This is a genomic window from Bacillus sonorensis NBRC 101234 = KCTC 13918 (assembly GCF_001592005.1).
In the GTDB taxonomy this organism is placed as follows: Bacteria; Bacillota; Bacilli; order Bacillales; family Bacillaceae; genus Bacillus; species Bacillus sonorensis.
Genome location: NZ_BCVZ01000004.1, coordinates 186,953 through 202,797 on the forward strand (window position 1 = coordinate 186,953; position 15,845 = coordinate 202,797).

The 15,845-nt window shown below is 43.5% G+C and carries 15 protein-coding genes and 1 riboswitch; of the genes, 2 read left to right on the plus strand and 13 right to left on the minus strand.

Annotated features, from left to right (window positions below; all coding sequences use genetic code 11):
- Positions 1 to 50: 50 nt before the first annotated feature.
- From BTR1S_RS07875 to BTR1S_RS07890, 4 genes are read right to left on the minus strand one after another with little or no spacing between them, the layout of a single operon-like run.
- Complete coding sequence (locus BTR1S_RS07875) at positions 51 to 812, minus strand: LysM peptidoglycan-binding domain-containing protein (RefSeq protein WP_029418339.1); 762 nt, start codon at positions 810 to 812, stop codon at positions 51 to 53.
- Positions 754 to 1,398 carry a CPBP family intramembrane glutamic endopeptidase gene (locus BTR1S_RS07880; RefSeq protein WP_034325511.1) on the minus strand — a complete coding sequence of 215 codons (645 nt, stop codon included), beginning with the start codon at positions 1,396 to 1,398 and terminating at the stop codon, positions 754 to 756. The genes BTR1S_RS07875 and BTR1S_RS07880 overlap by 59 nt, the downstream gene beginning before the upstream one ends.
- Positions 1,392 to 2,879, minus strand: a complete 1,488-nt coding sequence (locus BTR1S_RS07885; RefSeq protein ID WP_029418337.1) for a RecQ family ATP-dependent DNA helicase — start codon at positions 2,877 to 2,879, stop codon at positions 1,392 to 1,394. Before BTR1S_RS07885 ends, BTR1S_RS07880 begins: the two co-directional genes overlap by 7 nt.
- Positions 2,872 to 3,930 (minus strand): YpbB family protein, encoded by a 1,059-nt coding sequence (locus BTR1S_RS07890; RefSeq protein WP_029418336.1) that lies wholly within the window; start codon positions 3,928 to 3,930, stop codon positions 2,872 to 2,874. The genes BTR1S_RS07885 and BTR1S_RS07890 overlap by 8 nt, the downstream gene beginning before the upstream one ends.
- Positions 3,931 to 4,195: 265 nt before the next feature.
- Between BTR1S_RS07890 and BTR1S_RS07895 the strand changes: the two genes are divergently transcribed.
- Positions 4,196 to 4,444 (plus strand): ferredoxin, encoded by a 249-nt coding sequence (locus BTR1S_RS07895; RefSeq protein ID WP_003183064.1) that lies wholly within the window; start codon positions 4,196 to 4,198, stop codon positions 4,442 to 4,444.
- Between the two features lie 86 nt (positions 4,445 to 4,530).
- On the opposite strand, the gene BTR1S_RS07900 is transcribed toward BTR1S_RS07895, so the two are convergent.
- Positions 4,531 to 5,115 carry an ECF transporter S component gene (locus BTR1S_RS07900; RefSeq protein WP_006636440.1) on the minus strand — a complete coding sequence of 195 codons (585 nt, stop codon included), beginning with the start codon at positions 5,113 to 5,115 and terminating at the stop codon, positions 4,531 to 4,533.
- A gap of 154 nt (positions 5,116 to 5,269) precedes the next feature.
- Positions 5,270 to 5,402: riboswitch (FMN riboswitch) on the minus strand.
- Positions 5,403 to 5,634: 232 nt separating this feature from the next.
- Between BTR1S_RS07900 and serA the strand changes: the two genes are divergently transcribed.
- Positions 5,635 to 7,212, plus strand: coding sequence for a phosphoglycerate dehydrogenase (gene serA, locus BTR1S_RS07905; protein ID WP_006636441.1), 1,578 nt, complete (start codon positions 5,635 to 5,637; stop codon positions 7,210 to 7,212).
- 57 nt (positions 7,213 to 7,269) lie between these two features.
- Here the strand turns inward: serA and BTR1S_RS07910 are convergent, their stop codons facing one another.
- The 8 genes from BTR1S_RS07910 to BTR1S_RS07945 all read right to left on the minus strand — a co-directional run bounded on the left by BTR1S_RS07910 (position 7,270) and on the right by BTR1S_RS07945 (position 15,702).
- Positions 7,270 to 8,115, minus strand: a complete 846-nt coding sequence (locus BTR1S_RS07910; RefSeq protein WP_006636442.1) for a M23 family metallopeptidase — start codon at positions 8,113 to 8,115, stop codon at positions 7,270 to 7,272.
- Between the two features lie 166 nt (positions 8,116 to 8,281).
- Positions 8,282 to 9,412, minus strand: a complete 1,131-nt coding sequence (locus BTR1S_RS07915) for an RsiX family anti-sigma factor (RefSeq protein ID WP_006636443.1) — start codon at positions 9,410 to 9,412, stop codon at positions 8,282 to 8,284.
- Positions 9,348 to 9,932, minus strand: a complete 585-nt coding sequence (gene sigX / locus BTR1S_RS07920) for an RNA polymerase sigma factor SigX (protein WP_006636444.1) — start codon at positions 9,930 to 9,932, stop codon at positions 9,348 to 9,350. The genes BTR1S_RS07915 and sigX overlap by 65 nt, the downstream gene beginning before the upstream one ends.
- A gap of 300 nt (positions 9,933 to 10,232) precedes the next feature.
- Positions 10,233 to 11,150: an LCP family glycopolymer transferase gene (locus BTR1S_RS07925; protein WP_029418335.1), complete on the minus strand. Its 918-nt coding sequence runs from the start codon at positions 11,148 to 11,150 to the stop codon at positions 10,233 to 10,235.
- A gap of 56 nt (positions 11,151 to 11,206) precedes the next feature.
- Positions 11,207 to 12,049: a polysaccharide deacetylase family protein gene (locus BTR1S_RS07930; RefSeq protein WP_006636446.1), complete on the minus strand. Its 843-nt coding sequence runs from the start codon at positions 12,047 to 12,049 to the stop codon at positions 11,207 to 11,209.
- A 360-nt stretch (positions 12,050 to 12,409) separates the two neighbouring features.
- On the minus strand, positions 12,410 to 13,543 hold the full coding sequence (locus BTR1S_RS07935) for a PD40 domain-containing protein (protein WP_006636447.1): 1,134 nt from the start codon (positions 13,541 to 13,543) through the stop codon (positions 12,410 to 12,412).
- Positions 13,540 to 14,997, minus strand: coding sequence for a sensor histidine kinase (locus BTR1S_RS07940; RefSeq protein ID WP_029418333.1), 1,458 nt, complete (start codon positions 14,995 to 14,997; stop codon positions 13,540 to 13,542). Before BTR1S_RS07940 ends, BTR1S_RS07935 begins: the two co-directional genes overlap by 4 nt.
- A gap of 3 nt (positions 14,998 to 15,000) precedes the next feature.
- Positions 15,001 to 15,702 (minus strand): response regulator transcription factor, encoded by a 702-nt coding sequence (locus tag BTR1S_RS07945; protein ID WP_029418332.1) that lies wholly within the window; start codon positions 15,700 to 15,702, stop codon positions 15,001 to 15,003.
- Between the last annotated feature and the right edge of the window lie 143 nt (positions 15,703 to 15,845).

Below are 15,845 nucleotides of genomic sequence, written 5' to 3' on the forward strand. Positions count from 1 at the left end.
CTCATGTTTGTACAATGTATATGAGGAAGACGGGACAATCATGCAGGCCCTCAATAAAAAGGAATATCGAGCACCTGCCCCGCGTACACGTTGTTGCCGGATAATTGATTGTAATTGCGGATTTTTTCCTCTCCTGACCGGTCTTTATAATATTTCATGGAGATCCGGTAAAGGGTTTCTTTTTCAGCGACGGTATGCTGAATCACCTTTTTTGGTTGCGGCGCTTGCCGGACCGGGGGGGCTTTTGCGGTATTTTTCTTTGTGGAAGCGGACTTGTCTTCGGATTTTTTCGCAGTTACGGCAGGCTTGTTCTCTGCCGCAGCAGGCTTGTCCTCCGTTTTTTTGTCTTCTGTAGGCTGTTCTTGCGCTGTTTCTTTTTTTGGGGTCTCGTCCGTTTTTTCGCTGTTTTCCTGCTTTTTTTCTTGAAGAGCGGCGGCTTTTTGCTCAGAGTCCGCTTTTTGATCAGCCTCCTGATCGCCGCCGTTTTTTTCATTGAGGAAGCCTGTATCGCCTGACTTTTCATAAAACACATCGTCATATTGCTCAGGATTCGTACCGCCTTGATTCATCATATACATAAACACCAGGAAGACGATGATCGGAATGAATAAAAATATGACAGCAAGCGATGTAAATAAAGGATTCCTGTTTTTATTCTTTTTTTTGCTGTTTTTCTTCTTTTCATGATAAGACTGTCTGGAAGGGATCTTATCTTCGCGGATTTCCGGCTCTGGCGCTGTTTGCCGGGCAAGCTCAGCCTGAGCCTTTTCCCGCTCCTTTTTCTTCCTCTCTATCCTTGACATCTCCGTCATGTAAACTCCTCCTAACGTGTTGAAAACGAATCTGAAACGCAAATACAGCATCAATCAGGAAATGCGCTGTTACAGGGATGAATAAATTGTTTGTCGCTAAAAAACTGATTCCGAGCAAAAAGCTGATGGAAACCACCATGACAAAGAGCAGCCACTTTCTTAAATAACGAAAATGCAAAAGCGCAAAAATGATGCTTGCCGTCCAAATGCCGAAATGGGTCTGGATCACGCCCCTGAACAATATTTCTTCTGTAAATGCGATGAAAAGCGTCAGCACCAGTATATGAGGATAAGAACGGCTTCGAAAAAGCTTTTCATTAATCCCTTCATCGTCATACATATGCTCGGGAACCCATTTCATCACTGCCAGGTCGATGATGATTACGAAAACAGCAAGCGGCACGCCGTATGTCAGGATTCTCAGATCATATCCATTCCACAGCGAGAAAAAACTGCCGGTATCATCAAACAAAAAGACGCCCAGCAAAATCGCTGTACAGAGCATGAGAAGCTGGGAAAAATAGAGCTGCTTCAGCATTTCCCCGTCTGACAGCCGCCGGATGATGTCCGATTGTTTTTTCAGCATACATGATCACGGCTGACAGCGAAAATCATATCCAATTCTTCTTCCCATGCTGTTAATTGATTCATAATCGGGTGGTCTCCTTTAGCTTCATAATCTTCAAGATGTAATCCGCAGTGCGTGCAGCAAGGCGTTTTCCTCGGTTTTCGCCTTTCATTAAAATAAGCAAGCAGCCCTTCGCGAAAACATCCTTTGTTCGCTGCGATGTGGGCAAAGCCTTCCATCTTGCTTAATTTTTGCTGCTTTCTGAAGTCCATTTCCTGATAAATGTGCTCTCTGCCTTTATTCCCTAAATGGCGAAACTTTACATACAAGTGGGCAAAATGGCGGGCCTGTGTTTCCGTTAAGCCCGATTGCTGAAGGGTTTCTTTTAAGCCGCGTTCATCCCGAACGCCGGCAAGCTTTTCATACAAAAAATCGATATCATGCCGGCTGAGGGCTTCTGTCTGAATCAGCTGCTCTTGAATTTCCTTATCTCCGGGAGCCTTCAGCAGAATGCTGATGCTCCGGTTTCCATCCCGTCCTGCCCGCCCGATTTCCTGCATGAATGCCTCAGCTGTCTGGGGAAGGTTAAAGTGGATTACATACCTGACATCCGGCTTATCAACACCCATTCCAAACGCATTTGTGCAGCAGACGAGGTCGAGCTGGTTACGGATGAACTGCTGCTGAATCAGCATCCTGTCCCCGGCTTCCATTCCCCCGTGATAAAACCCCGTTCTCAGCCTCGTCCCCTCTGTGATCCGATCAGCCAGTTCTTCAGCCCATTTTCTTGTCGGACAATAGACGAGGCCGGGCCCCTGAAGCTTACGGACCAGTTCGGTAAGCCTTTTCGTTTTTTCGGCGGTATCCTGCACTTCCTCAATATGAAGGGCGATGTTTGGCCGATCAACGGAATGAATCAAATAACGGGCTTCTTCCAAACCGAGGAGCCGGGATATATCCTTTAATGTCGCTTCTGTTGCCGTTGCTGTCAGCGCCAGGGTAACGGGGCCGGCGAGCTGTTTTTTGATCTCGCCGAGCTTCGAGTAGTCAGGTCTGAAGTCATGCCCCCATTGCGAGATGCAGTGGGCTTCATCAACGACGAAAAAGCTGATATTAATCGCTTGAAGCCGCTTCAACATCTGCTCCGACTGGAGAGCCTCGGGTGATATATAAAGAAACTTGAGCCGGTGAAGCTGTTTTAAAACCGCTTCTTTTTCCTGATAGGTTAAGGCGCTGTTGTAAGCCGCGACTCTTTTTTCACCGCGCATTTTTAATTGCTGGACCTGATCCTCCATTAAAGACAGCAGCGGGGATACTATCAGCACCGTTCCGTCTGTCAAAAGACCGGGAAGCTGGTAGCACAATGATTTCCCTCCTCCTGTCGGAAGCATGGCCACCGTGTCCCGTCCTTCGATGACGCTTTTTATAATGTCTTCTTGTCCCTTTTTAAAAGAGCTGTAGCCGAAATGGCGGTAGAGGGCCTGATGAAGTTTATCCATGCCGGGTCACCGTTTTCGACAGGGCCAGGCGGATTTTAAAATAGCTGTATCTTCCGCCGAGCCCTTCTTTAATTTGTCTGATTTTATTGGTTTGATTGATTTTCGCATAATCGGCAATGATTTTTTGTTCCTCTTTTGTGACGTATTTTTCAATGGAAAAAGCCGGATCATGAATCGCGATTTCCACGATATGGTCCTCGATCGTCGCCGTTTTTAAATTGCGGATTTCCGCTATCCGGTCAATCGATTTTCCTTCTTTAATCAAAAACAGCGTTTTCCTTGTCGACTGTGTCAGTCCGTCTTTAAATGGGATGTCTTTGATCAGCGCTTGAAAAAGCGGGCTTTCACCCTTTTGAACGGATTGAATAAAATAGTGCAGAACATCCCAAAACAGAGCATATATGTACCATTCATCCTCACGCATTTTTTCTGCAAGCTGTTTACATGTAAAACCGACTTTGGCGGCTGATGTCAGGGAATGTACAAACACAGCGGCCTGCCGGTCATGATCCAATGCCGACAGTTTTTCCTTCAATTCCGCATGAAAACGCGCTGCCAGCTCGTCTGCATTCCGGTTTCTCAAGTACTGCCTGACCCAATGTTGAATCTGGTAATCTTTTATGATCGGCAAATAAACGCGTTCCCCATAACGTCTGTTTGACAACACCTGAATCAATAGGGACATCCTTCCCCACATGATGTTTGCGGCCGCCTGATAATATGCGCAGTGAAAATGGCGGGGCCAGGGATGCAGGCTGAAGCAGCGGGCAAGTTCCTTTTCGCCGCTTTCAGTCACGACATAAGCGCCTGTTTCCCGCTTTTCGGTGATGAAAGATTGCCGCAGCAATTTTTGAAAGCTGCCATTCAACCGGTCTCTTGAAAGGGACGAACAAAAGCCGAAATACTTTGAGACGGCAAATAAACCGGCATCCTGTATCGTCTGTGATGACCTTTTCCCCTTTAACAAATGATATACGGCGCTCGGCGACCGTTCTCCCCTCATCGCAGAGAGGATGTCCAGCACGACGGCGTCAAAAAAATGAACTGACATAGCATCACCTACATTCTTCCGGACAACATTCGATCATTTTCTTCTTATTATTTTAACAGATTTTGCAGAGAAATCGACGTTTAAAGTCATTTAAAAGGGGCATGTTAGCAGTAGAACCCTTGTGTGATAAGCATTCTCAATATTTTTGAGTTGAAATGTAGGATTAACAGCATTACAATAAGGAATGGGAATAGGTTTCATATCGGACAGATAGAGGGTTAAACCATTTGTTCCAACGAAGAACAATCTGGGAGGTTTTTTATTCATGCCAAAATATACAATTGTAGACAAAGATACGTGCATCGCATGCGGCGCTTGCGGCGCAGCCGCTCCTGATATTTATGACTACGATGATGAAGGAATCGCGTTTGTCACTCTCGATGACAACCAAGGTGTCGTCGAAGTGCCTGATGTCTTAGAAGAAGACATGATGGATGCGTTTGAAGGATGTCCTACCGATTCGATTAAAGTTGCGGATGAGCCGTTTGAAGGCGACCCGCTTAAGCACGAATAAAAAAGCAATATCCGGCACAGCGTGTGCCGGATATTTTTTAATCAAAAAGCCCGGCTGCTTTCGAGCCCGGGCTTTTTTTCTATGCGTTAATGCTGTTTAGCCATCCGGACATTTTCTTTCAGCCAAGGTCTCAGCTGAAGGAAAATCGGTGTGGACACCAATGTCACGACAAGGCCTTTAATGATATTGAAAGGAAGGATTCCGGCCACGATCGTCGTCTTCAGCGCGGCTGCCGATAATGCCGGAGCATGTAGGAACCAAGTGTATGCAGGCATAAACAGTACATAATTTAAAATGCTCATTAAAACAGCCATCAATACCGTTCCTGCAATGAGCGCCGCCGCAAACCCTTTGGCAGAGCTTGATTTTTTCAGCAGCAAAGCGGCCGGCAGAATAAACAGCGTTCCTGCGATGAAGTTCGCCGTCTGATCGATCGGGACGCCTGACGCGCTGCCCGCAATAAAGTAGTTTAGCACATTTTTCACTGCTTCAACGGCGATACCGGCACCCGGGCCGTATAATATGACGGCAAGCAGTGCGGGAATATCGCTGAAATCAATTTTCAAATACGGATACGCCCCCAAAATCGGAAAACTCAGCATCATTAACACAAATGCAATGCTGCTCAGCATACTGATGGACACTAGACGTCTTACTCTGTTGTGTTTCATTTTGTCACTTTCTCCTTTTCGATCAACATCTCACGAAAAGAGGAATGGTTCTTGCCCCCGCCATTAAACAAAAAACCCGCTTTTTTGACAAAGCGGGGCTGTTTTCAGACAGGTTAAATAAACGCTTGAAAATGTTGCATTTCAAACGCGGAACCTCCATCTTCTCCCATCCAGACTATACTGTCGGCTCCGGAATCTCACCGAATCCTGCCTAAAAAAGGCTCGCGGGCTTAGAGTCAAAACTCATCACCGCCGGTAGGGAATTTCACCCTGCCCCGAAGATTGATCATATGATTTTTTAATTTTGATATTATTATAATGTAATTGTGAAGAAATGTACAGATCGAAGCTCAGCTTCTTCCATCAGCAAAACACATTTCCCCTCTCCAGCTAAAATCCGCACATTCACAGTTTATTCATTTTTAATTTTCGTCTTTTCCGCGGGAACTCATTGACACCATTTATGGAATATGGTAAATTATCAGATATTTATGACGCTTATTTAGGAGGAAATCTTACATGTTTCGAGTATTGGTCTCAGATAAAATGTCTAGCGATGGCCTTAAACCATTAATGGAAGCTGATTTTATTGAAATTGTTCAAAAAAATGTCGCGGAAGCGGAAGATGAGCTTCATACGTTTGATGCTCTTTTGGTGAGAAGCGCCACAAAAGTGACGGAAGAACTGTTCAACAAGATGACATCATTAAAAATTGTCGCCAGAGCAGGGGTAGGCGTGGACAACATCGATATTGATGAAGCGACGAAGCACGGCGTGATTGTCGTTAACGCGCCGAACGGAAACACAATCTCAACGGCTGAACATACTTTTGCGATGTTTTCCGCTTTGATGAGACATATTCCGCAGGCGAACATATCCGTTAAATCGCGCGAATGGAACCGTTCTGCTTACGTGGGTTCAGAGCTTTACGGAAAAACGCTCGGCATCGTCGGAATGGGGCGGATCGGAAGCGAAATTGCAAGCCGCGCCAAAGCGTTTGGAATGACGGTCCATGTATATGATCCGTTTCTAACCCAGGAGAGAGCAAACAAGCTCGGAGTCAACGCCAACAGCTTTGAAGAAGTTCTCGCCTCCGCAGATATCATTACCGTTCACACTCCGCTGACGAAAGAAACGAAGGGGCTCTTAAACAAGGAAACCATCGCCAAAACGAAAAAAGGCGTCCGCCTTGTCAACTGCGCCAGAGGCGGAATCATTGATGAAGCGGCACTTTTTGAGGCGCTTGAAAGCGGTCATGTCGCAGGGGCGGCCCTCGACGTTTTTGAAGTCGAACCTCCTGTGGATTCAAAATTGATCGATCACCAGAACGTGATCGCCACTCCGCATTTGGGAGCTTCAACAAAAGAAGCACAGCTAAATGTAGCGGCCCAGGTTTCAGAGGAAGTCCTGCAATATGCACAGGGGAACCCTGTCATGTCCGCGATCAACCTTCCGGCCATGACGAAGGACTCTTTCCAAAAGATCCAGCCTTATCATCAATTTGCCAATACAATCGGAAACCTTGTATCACAATGTATGAACGAGCCTGTTAAAGATGTGGCCATCCATTATGAAGGGTCTATAGCAAAGCTTGAAACATCATTTATTACGAAAAGCCTTTTGGCCGGATTCCTGAAACCGCGCGTCGCTGCCACCGTCAATGAAGTAAACGCCGGCACCGTTGCGAAAGAGCGCGGCATCAGCTTCAGTGAAAAGATTTCTTCCAATGAATCCGGCTATGAAAACTGCATTTCCGTTAAAGTAACCGGCGATCTGTCAACGTTTTCGTTAACAGCGACGTATATTCCGCACTTTGGCGGACGGATTGTCGCTTTGAACGGATTTGACATTGATTTTTATCCAACCGGTCACCTTGTCTACATCCACCATCAGGATAAACCCGGCATGATCGGCCATGTCGGCCGGATTCTCGGAGATCATGACATCAACATCGCGACAATGCAGGTGGGACGGAAAGAAAAAGGCGGCGAAGCGATCATGATGCTCTCATTTGACCGCCACCTTGAAGACAGCATTGTCAATGAATTAAAAAACATCGACGACATTGTATCGGTTAAGGTCATCGACCTGCCATAGCAGCCGGCAGAGCTCAGGAGGAAGACTTTCTCTTTCCTGAGTTCCGTTTTTTCGTTTTCATGATGAATGATCATCTCTGATAGTCAAGGGCTGGCGCGGATAGATTTGCTCCCCTTTCAGATCATTCCATTGTTGAATATGCTGAACCGTTACACCCATTTTTTCGGCAATTTGGTAAAGCGTATCCCCTTTTTGGACAATATAAGTGCGGCGTTTCGCCTCCCGCTCATCAAGGTGCAGGATTTGTCCGACGCTAATATGCGAATTGGCAAGAGCATTGATCTTCATGATGCGGTTGACAGATATTCCGCTCTTTCGGCTGATCTTCCAGAGCGTGTCTCCTTTTTGCACGGTGATCGTTCCGTTTGCGTCACTGCTCCCCTTATGGACATGAACAGAATTTTGCTGAAACGCTTTCTCGTTGTAGACTGTCAGCGGATCAATCGCGTTTTTCTTATTCTCTGTCCATGGTCCATGATGGATTTCAAAGTGAAGATGCGTTCCCGTCGAGATTCCGGTATTGCCGATGATTCCGATCTGCTCGCCTTTTCTCACACGGTCGTTCTTTTGTTTCAGCCGTTTGCTCAAATGGGCATAGACTGTTTCATATCCGTTATCGTGTTTGATGAAAATGACTTGGCCGTATGAATCGGATGCGTATGATTTACTTACGGTTCCGCCTGCGGCAGCCACCACGCTCTCTCCTTCAGGAGCAGCGATATCAAGTCCTTTATGTTTGCCTCCCCTTGTGCCAAACTGATCCGTAATTTCCCCTTTAATCGGTTCGATCCAATGTGAGGCTTTCGCTCCTTTAGATGCAGCAGCAGATGGGGCCATGGTGTAAGCGAAGCCCGACAGCGATATGATCAGCAATATGACGTATTTATGTCTAAGCGGTTTCAAGTGTTCCAGTCCTCCTATGCAATGGCAGGATACAGCCTGCACGCCGATGTATGCCCGTTCGGCAAGAAGATTTTTCTTTTGCGACAGCTTAGTATACTTCCAAATAAGGACATTTTATACATTTTATCCATTGAAAAAGAGACCCCGGGACAGGAGTCTCTTTTTTTTATTTTTTTATCGTAATCGGGTTTGGAGCATATGGGACAGGTATGGATTTTGACAAGTCATAGCTTCCGACCCTGTTTATATTTGCATTCATAAATTTCACTTTTGTGAAACCGAAATCTTTTGCTGTCAGGAGCAGGCCTTCCAGCATTAAAATATCATCGGTTTGATTTTGAATGTCCGCTGAGGACGAAAAATGAATAATAAGCTCTTTGCCGTTTTCTTCAACCGATTGAATCAGCCGGTCACTCGGTATAATGGATGTTAAATGAGAGCCGCTTTCTCCTTGCTGCATCTTCCTGATTGCTTCCTTAATATCTCGATATGAGTCATTCGACGGTACAAGATACTGCTTTCCGTCAGCGCTATCATACAGTAAATAGCCTCTTTGTGACTGCTGCTCAATGGACAAATCCATAAGCATACCATATGAATCGACTTCAATCCCCGGTTCTCCGTTTGAGACGAACTGTACGGAGTTATAAGAACTCCATTTAAATGTTTCATTGAGCACTTTTTTCATCAGCTGAAAATCACCAGATGAAATGCCGGAAATGTTTTCATCCACTTGAATGGTCACAGTTTTGCTTTCTTTCTCTTCATCAAATTTTATATTTTGCAAAAAAGATGTGTTAAACGGTTTGAACTGATCAACATCAAGCTGGCCGTATTCGTTAAGGGCATCTTCCACGCTTTTCACGCCGGTGCCTTTTCGTATGCTGACCGGTACGATAACCGAGTCTGAATCATCTAAAAATGCCAAAGTGACATAATTGTCTTTTTGATCGCTGGGAACGACAAAAGTAGTGGCAGGCTTCGACTGGCCTGCATCAGCCGTTTTCGCTTCCCCGTGCCCCGCTTCTATGTTGCTTTGGCTGCCTGAAGCGATGTCAGCCTTTTCCCCGCTTTGCGATCTGATTTGATCGACTAATTGAGGAGTGATCAGCATGAGAAGAAAGAGAACCATCACTGTCGCAGCAAATGCCCCTGCCCGATTTTTAGGGGATTTCATCTTCGGCTGCGCAAGAAGCAGCTTTTGATAAATTTGCTTTGCTGAACGGTCATCTTTAACTGTTGGAAGTTGGCTTAGTAACATCTTTAGCCGTTCTTCGTTCCATTCTGACTTCTTCATTCCTTTGATCCTCCTTCAAAAGCTCCATCTGTTTGCGAAGTACCTTCAGGCCGCGATGCTGGGTCGTTTTCACTTTGCTTTCAGAAAATTGCAGCGCCTGAGCCGTTTCTGAAATCGAATAACCTTGAATAAAGCGCAAAATAATCACAGATCTTTGATCCAGTGTACATTTATCAAGCGCTTTAAAGATGTCATTTAGGTTTTCATTTTGCAGCAAAATGTCTTCAGGCAGTGGCTGCTGGTCTCTCACCTCTTGTTTTTCCCAATCAAACGTACCCATAATCCGCTGGCGGATCGTCTGCTGTTTTCTGAACCAGTCGATGGCGACATGCCGGGCAATCGAAAGAAGCCAGGTTTTTTCGCTGCTTCTGCCTTCAAATGTTTCATATGAGTGCAATACGCGGATATACACTTCCTGGACTAAGTCTTCCGCTTGGCTTTTATCTTTTACCATATAAAATAAAAACTGAAATAAATCCTGGTGATATGTATCATATATTCTCTGAAAGGTTTCTTCCACCTGAAACCCCTCCGTTCAATTTATTGTCGTTTGTCAATCTCAAAAAGTTACATTACAACTATTACAACTATATTACGAACATATGAAAATTGAAAGGGGATTTTGCTAAAGTTAAGCTTAATTTTAACTAAACTACAGCATAAAAGCACCTGTTCTAAATGAACAGGTGCTAAGCTTATAGTAACCCCCATTTTCTCTACAAGCTGTGCCTGTAAAAAGGCTTTTGTTCTTGTGACCGGAGCGTTGTTGACCTTGTCAGGCAATTAAGGTTTATACTTTGAAATTGACTGAATTCGCTCGTTATGATTTTAAGTTCAATTGCCGGCGAAGCTTTTTTGAGATCTCCTTTCGCTTTTCGTCAGTCACAATATGGTACCATAAGCCATCCATTTTTTTATCTTCACCTTCAATTTCTATTTGTTTAATATTCTTTGCAGCTTCTTTATAAGAACTTTGAATATCGATCATTTTGTCCAGCGTCAAGTTCGTTTTTACGTTTTTTTCTAATGCCGTTAAGATCTCTTGATAGTTTGCTAATGATTTTAATTGTGCACCTTCATGAATAATTTGGTTGATGATCTCGCGCTGCCGCTGTTGACGTCCAAAATCACCGCGAGGATCGTCTTTTCTCATCCGCGCATATGTAAGAGCAGTCTTACCATTAAGATGTTGCTTCCCTTTTGATAGATGCACTCCTTCAAGGGTGAAGTCAATACGATTATTCACCGTGACTCCGCCAACCGCATCTACAATATCTTTAAACCCGTCCATATTTACTTTGATATAGTAATTGATTGGAATGTTCAAAAATTGTTCTACCGTTTGAACGGTACCTTCAATTCCGCCATAGGTATATGCCGAATTCATTTTAGAAAAGGTATTCTTTGATCGTATAAATACCCTCGTATCACGCGGAATACTTGTCATCGTGGTTTTTTTTGTCTCCGGATTAACAGTCATGACAACCATAGAATCCGGGCGGCCTTTGTCCCCTGGGCGCTCGTCTATCCCCAATAAAAGAATGGATATAGGATCGTGCGAAGCGGCTGCATTCTGCTGCTCGGAATCCCGCTTTAGGGGTTCGTACATATTACTTATTGATTTTGCTACGTTGCGGTAAACACCGTAAGAAACCAAACCGCCAACAGTCATCAATAGAGCCAGGACCAATAATATTATATTTTTTATCTTTAATTTTCTTTTTCTCATTTTCACTATAGTATCCCTTCCTTGTCGATGCAGCTAATATGCTGATTCGCAGTCGAAATCGTTTATTAATTCCATCTGAAATGAAGAGGCTTCATCGAATCATGAACCGCCTTCATTTCATAACCGTTTTCTTGAAAGTATTTTAGCAACTTTTCCAAATGCGCCGCAGTCGTCGGTTTTTCATGCATTAATACGACAAGCGGCTCTACTCCGGTAAGGTTATTGACTTGCTGAATCGCATTATTGACGAATTGGCCATTTGTATTTGCAGACTTCCAGTCCTCTGAATCAACAGTCCAATCCCAAATGTTAAAATGCTCACGTTTAATGGCTTCTTGAAATGGACCAGTAATGTAAGGCTTTGATCCATAAGGCGACCTGATCAAATGTGTATTGACGTTGGTCGTTTCTTTGATCGTTTTAAGCGTATCGTTCATTTCTGCCGCAAAGCTTTCAGGAGATTTATAGATTTTCGCTACTTGGTGCGTCACTCCGTGAGACCCAACGGAATGACCGTTTTTGACCATTTCCCTTACAATATCAGGGTTCTGCTCAATATTCGGTTTTAACATGAAAAACGTTGCTTTTGCATGATACTTATCAAGCAAACTTAAGATTTTTTTTGAAGCAGCCGGATTCGGCCCATCATCAAATGTCAAATAGACTACCTTTCCGGTTTCCAGCGATGTTTGCTTGCTTTCCTTTTTCGCTACTGAATGTTTGCCTGAATGTTTGCTCCCCGACATCTGCTCTGAAGCGTTGGCACTTCCTTTTAGCGGTTCCTGCTTTGAACCGGCAAGTGCATTCCAAGAAATGCATAACAAAGTTACACCCAGTACAATCAACATACCTAATACTATTTTTCCTAGTCCGTTCAATTTACGATCTTTTTTTGGTGAATCTGACACTTTTTCCAACTCCTCAACTGTAGATATCATCACTAGGTTTCTTTTAAAAACTCGTCACACACAAATGACAATTTTTTAGTTTTGATGTTTAAAGACAAAGTTCGATAAGAAGGATGCTCTTTTAATATAAGGGGAAGATATCGCAGAAGTTCGACCAACTTGTAAACAAAATGTCACAAAAACAAGGAAAACATCATTTTTTGCGGGATCGTAAAAAGCAAATAACCGGACTTATTACCCTGTAATGTAGTGTAATCGGAGTAAATGGGTAGAAATCAAGAGGTATAATCGTTAATAAAAAAAACCTTATTTCGGTATATAACTGAAATAAGGTTTTTAGCTAAAACTGAAAACTGTCGGTTATTTAAAAGTTATGATATAAGATTGATCATCTAAAAATCTCGCTGAAGCACTCTCCATAGAAGAATACTGGTTTTGCACATTAACGAGCAGGCTGTTGCCATCCGGACTCCAATATATTTCTGTTTCTGACGGTATGGTGCCGTGATATACCGGTTCTTCATAAAGGATATTTTTTCCTTGAAGCTTACCTGCATAGAGACTGTCCTTATCAGGATGCAGAGAGTAAGCGATTTTCTTTCGGTCATTTGACAATGTGAAAGTGGCTACTTTTTCGAGCAGAACAGAAAGCTCGTTGTTTCGGCGATCGTATTCGTACAGGGTTTCCCCGGTGCCCAGGAATACAAATTGATCATTGTTTAACCAAACAGGCTTCCCAAGGCTGTTCTGACGCTTGTCCTGAATATTGATGCGATTGCCGCTAACGGTTCCCATCATGATGTTTTCTTTCTGCCCGGATTTCTGTAACACGGTAAGCAGCAATCCGCGTCCATTATCAGAGATGTTAACTCCCGTAAGCGAATCTTTCTCGGCAAAATCCTTCAATGGATACGTTTTGAGCGTTCCGGAATCTGTATCAAAAACATAAATGGTAGCCTGACCGTCTTTCGCAGCATCTATGACTAGATAACAAACGTATCTGCTATTATTTGACCATGAAACATCTTGGAGATAGACCTCATTGTTGGAGGTGAAGCTGGCGATTTCCGTTTTTTTCCCGTTTGCCAACGAAATCAGCTTCATTGAGGCCTTATTTGATGATATGGTTAATCCGGCGATGCTCGTTCCGTCTGGAGATATCTTGAGATTGGATGTATTGCTTTCAATCCCTTGCAGATTTTCAGCTTTTTCATAGGGAGAGGAAAGGCGCTGAAGACGATGCGCTGTACGTTCTGATGTCTCATTTCCCTTGAAAAAACCGACTATGGAATCCGATGACGACCATCCAAGCAACTGATCTGCTTTTGGAAGGCGATATATCGTCTTCACTTGAAATGGCCGGTTCTTCTGAACATTCTCTTCCTTGCTCGGTATAATAACGGTTTCCGACCGTTTTCCCACATTATAACTGGACACGATAATGACGAGAAATAAAAGCAGCCCTGACCAGATGATAAACTGTTTGTTCTTCATGATGATTTCTCAACCTTCGCGTAAGCTATTTCAACATTAATCATTGTATAGTTTTCCTTGTAGAACATCTCGATTGTTCCCCCGTGTTCGTCAACAATTGTTTTAACAATGCTTAACCCCAAACCGACACTTCCCTCTTCCTTGATCTTTTGGTTTACCGAATAAAAAGGCTGGAACATTTTGGAGTGGTGGTTATTTTCAAATGGAGCACTTGGGTTTTTGAACGTAAAAAGAACTTTTTCTCCAACGATCCCGGCCTTAATGATGATTTCCGAATGAGATAAGCTGTATTTGATCGCGTTGTCCAGCAGATTGATAAAAAGCTGGCGCAGCCTGTTCGCCTGACCGTGAACGTACAGACCTTCTTCGATGTCACAGGTGATCCTTTTCTTATACCGTTCTGCCCGAAACTTCATGGATTCGCATACATCTTTTAAAATGTCTCCTGCGTCGATCCTGTCAAATCGATCATCCTTGGACGTTTCCCGGGATACTTCAAGAAGTTTGATCACCAATTCGTGCAGGCGCCGGCTTTCTTCAACAATGTGATCCATTCCTTTATCAAAAAATGTCTGATCTGATGCCCCTTTTTCTTTTATGATTTCGGCATATCCTTGAATGGAAGTCAGAGGTGTTTTTAGCTCATGCGTCATATTGTCAAAAAATCGCTTTTCCTGTTCGTTTAGTTCCTTTAACCGATCGCGATCCCTTTCAATGGTTGAAATTTGATCTCTAATCCGGTTGATCATATCATTAAAATTGACGGCAAGCTGGCCGATCTCATCTTTTCTGCGAATCTGGATATCTACATCCAACTTGCCCTTTTTGACTTGTGAGGAGGCCTCTGTCAGCTTGACAAGCGGAATCGTAATATGTCTGGAAAGGATGTAGGAGAAAAGGAACGCCGCCACAAATATGGCAAGTGCGATATAAAAAACAATATCCAAAATCTCTCCGCTTTGCTTGTACAGCAGGTTAAAATCTTTAGAAAAGCGTAATATGCCTACTTTTGTGCCATCAATGACAACTGGATATGAGAAAAAAACCTCTGCTTTATTTCGATCATAGGTGATATGATAGGCAGTCTTTCCTTTGATAGCCTGTTTAAGATCCTCATCATTCCCTCCGGAAAACACCTTCTTATCAGTAGAAGACAACAGAGTGCCATCGACGGTATATACACTTACATTGCTTCCAGTGGAGTGATTTAAATTATCCGCTATTTCATCTGCCATATCGCCGAAATAAAGCTCATTGTTTTTATAGTGATTGATTAAAAATGCTTGATTTACATACACGATACTGTTTTTTTTCAGATCGACTAAATCCGAGGTCACAATCTTTTCATTGCTCGACCAAATGACGGTCTTTACCGTTTGATTGAGCACGAGGAAAGAGAGAAAAAAAATCAGAAAAAAGCCGATAATAAATTTACCCTTGATGGTCCGCAACACCCTCTATTCCTCCTGTTTCTCGAATTTATATCCGATACCAAACACAGTTGTAATCAAGTCACTTGCATCAAGCTTTTTTCGAAGTCTTTGAATATGAGTATCTACCGTACGTGTATCTCCTGCAAAATCGTACCCCCAGATGAATTCCAAAAGCTCTGAACGCGTATAAATTTTCCCGCGATGGTCAATCAAAGTCATAAGCAGATCATATTCTTTAGGAGTTAATTCGATCGTTCTTCCGTCTTTTTTTACCAGTCTTTCTTCTGGAACAATCACAATATTTTTAAAGCGAATTTCATGCGCTTTGGCCGTTTCCCGTTCGTTCAAATGATGAGCTTGCTCCAGACGCCGAAGTATCGTCCGTATTCTGGCCACAACTTCGCGCAAATCAAACGGCTTTGTAATATAATCATCCGCCCCGAATTCCAATCCAAGTACTTTATCCGTGATATCTGACTTTGCGGTGATCATCAGGATCGGAATATTATAGCTCTCGGTCACCTTTTTACAAATATCCAATCCGCTGCAATCAGGCAGCATCCAATCGAGCAGCAGAAGATCGGGTTTGAATTGTTCTAATTTGCTCATCCCCAGAGCCCCGCTAGCCGCAGTGTACGTCTGAAATCCTTCCGCTGTAAGCCCGTATGAAAGCAAATCGGCAATTGGTTCATCATCTTCAATAATCAGTATTTTCGTTTTATCCATATAAAATCACTCATTCCCTATTTCATGCTTATATTTATCTAGATATCTCTTGGGTTTTCCGATATGAATTGATTGTAGCATCCTTCTTATAGAAACTATTGTCCATTCAGGTCTCACAACCACCCGGCACCAAATATAACCTT

Coding starts and splice junctions, on each gene's coding strand:
- BTR1S_RS07935 (WP_006636447.1), bottom strand. CDS start 13,543: ATGAAGAACAAACAGTTTATCATCTGGTCAGGGCTGCTTTTATTTCTC.
- serA (WP_006636441.1), top strand. CDS start 5,635: ATGTTTCGAGTATTGGTCTCAGATAAAATGTCTAGCGATGGCCTTAAA.
- BTR1S_RS07900 (WP_006636440.1), bottom strand. CDS start 5,115: ATGAAACACAACAGAGTAAGACGTCTAGTGTCCATCAGTATGCTGAGC.
- BTR1S_RS07945 (WP_029418332.1), bottom strand. CDS start 15,702: ATGGATAAAACGAAAATACTGATTATTGAAGATGATGAACCAATTGCC.
- BTR1S_RS07915 (WP_006636443.1), bottom strand. CDS start 9,412: ATGAAGAAGTCAGAATGGAACGAAGAACGGCTAAAGATGTTACTAAGC.
- BTR1S_RS07895 (WP_003183064.1), top strand. CDS start 4,196: ATGCCAAAATATACAATTGTAGACAAAGATACGTGCATCGCATGCGGC.
- BTR1S_RS07880 (WP_034325511.1), bottom strand. CDS start 1,398: ATGCTGAAAAAACAATCGGACATCATCCGGCGGCTGTCAGACGGGGAA.
- BTR1S_RS07875 (WP_029418339.1), bottom strand. CDS start 812: ATGACGGAGATGTCAAGGATAGAGAGGAAGAAAAAGGAGCGGGAAAAG.
- BTR1S_RS07890 (WP_029418336.1), bottom strand. CDS start 3,930: ATGTCAGTTCATTTTTTTGACGCCGTCGTGCTGGACATCCTCTCTGCG.
- BTR1S_RS07885 (WP_029418337.1), bottom strand. CDS start 2,879: ATGGATAAACTTCATCAGGCCCTCTACCGCCATTTCGGCTACAGCTCT.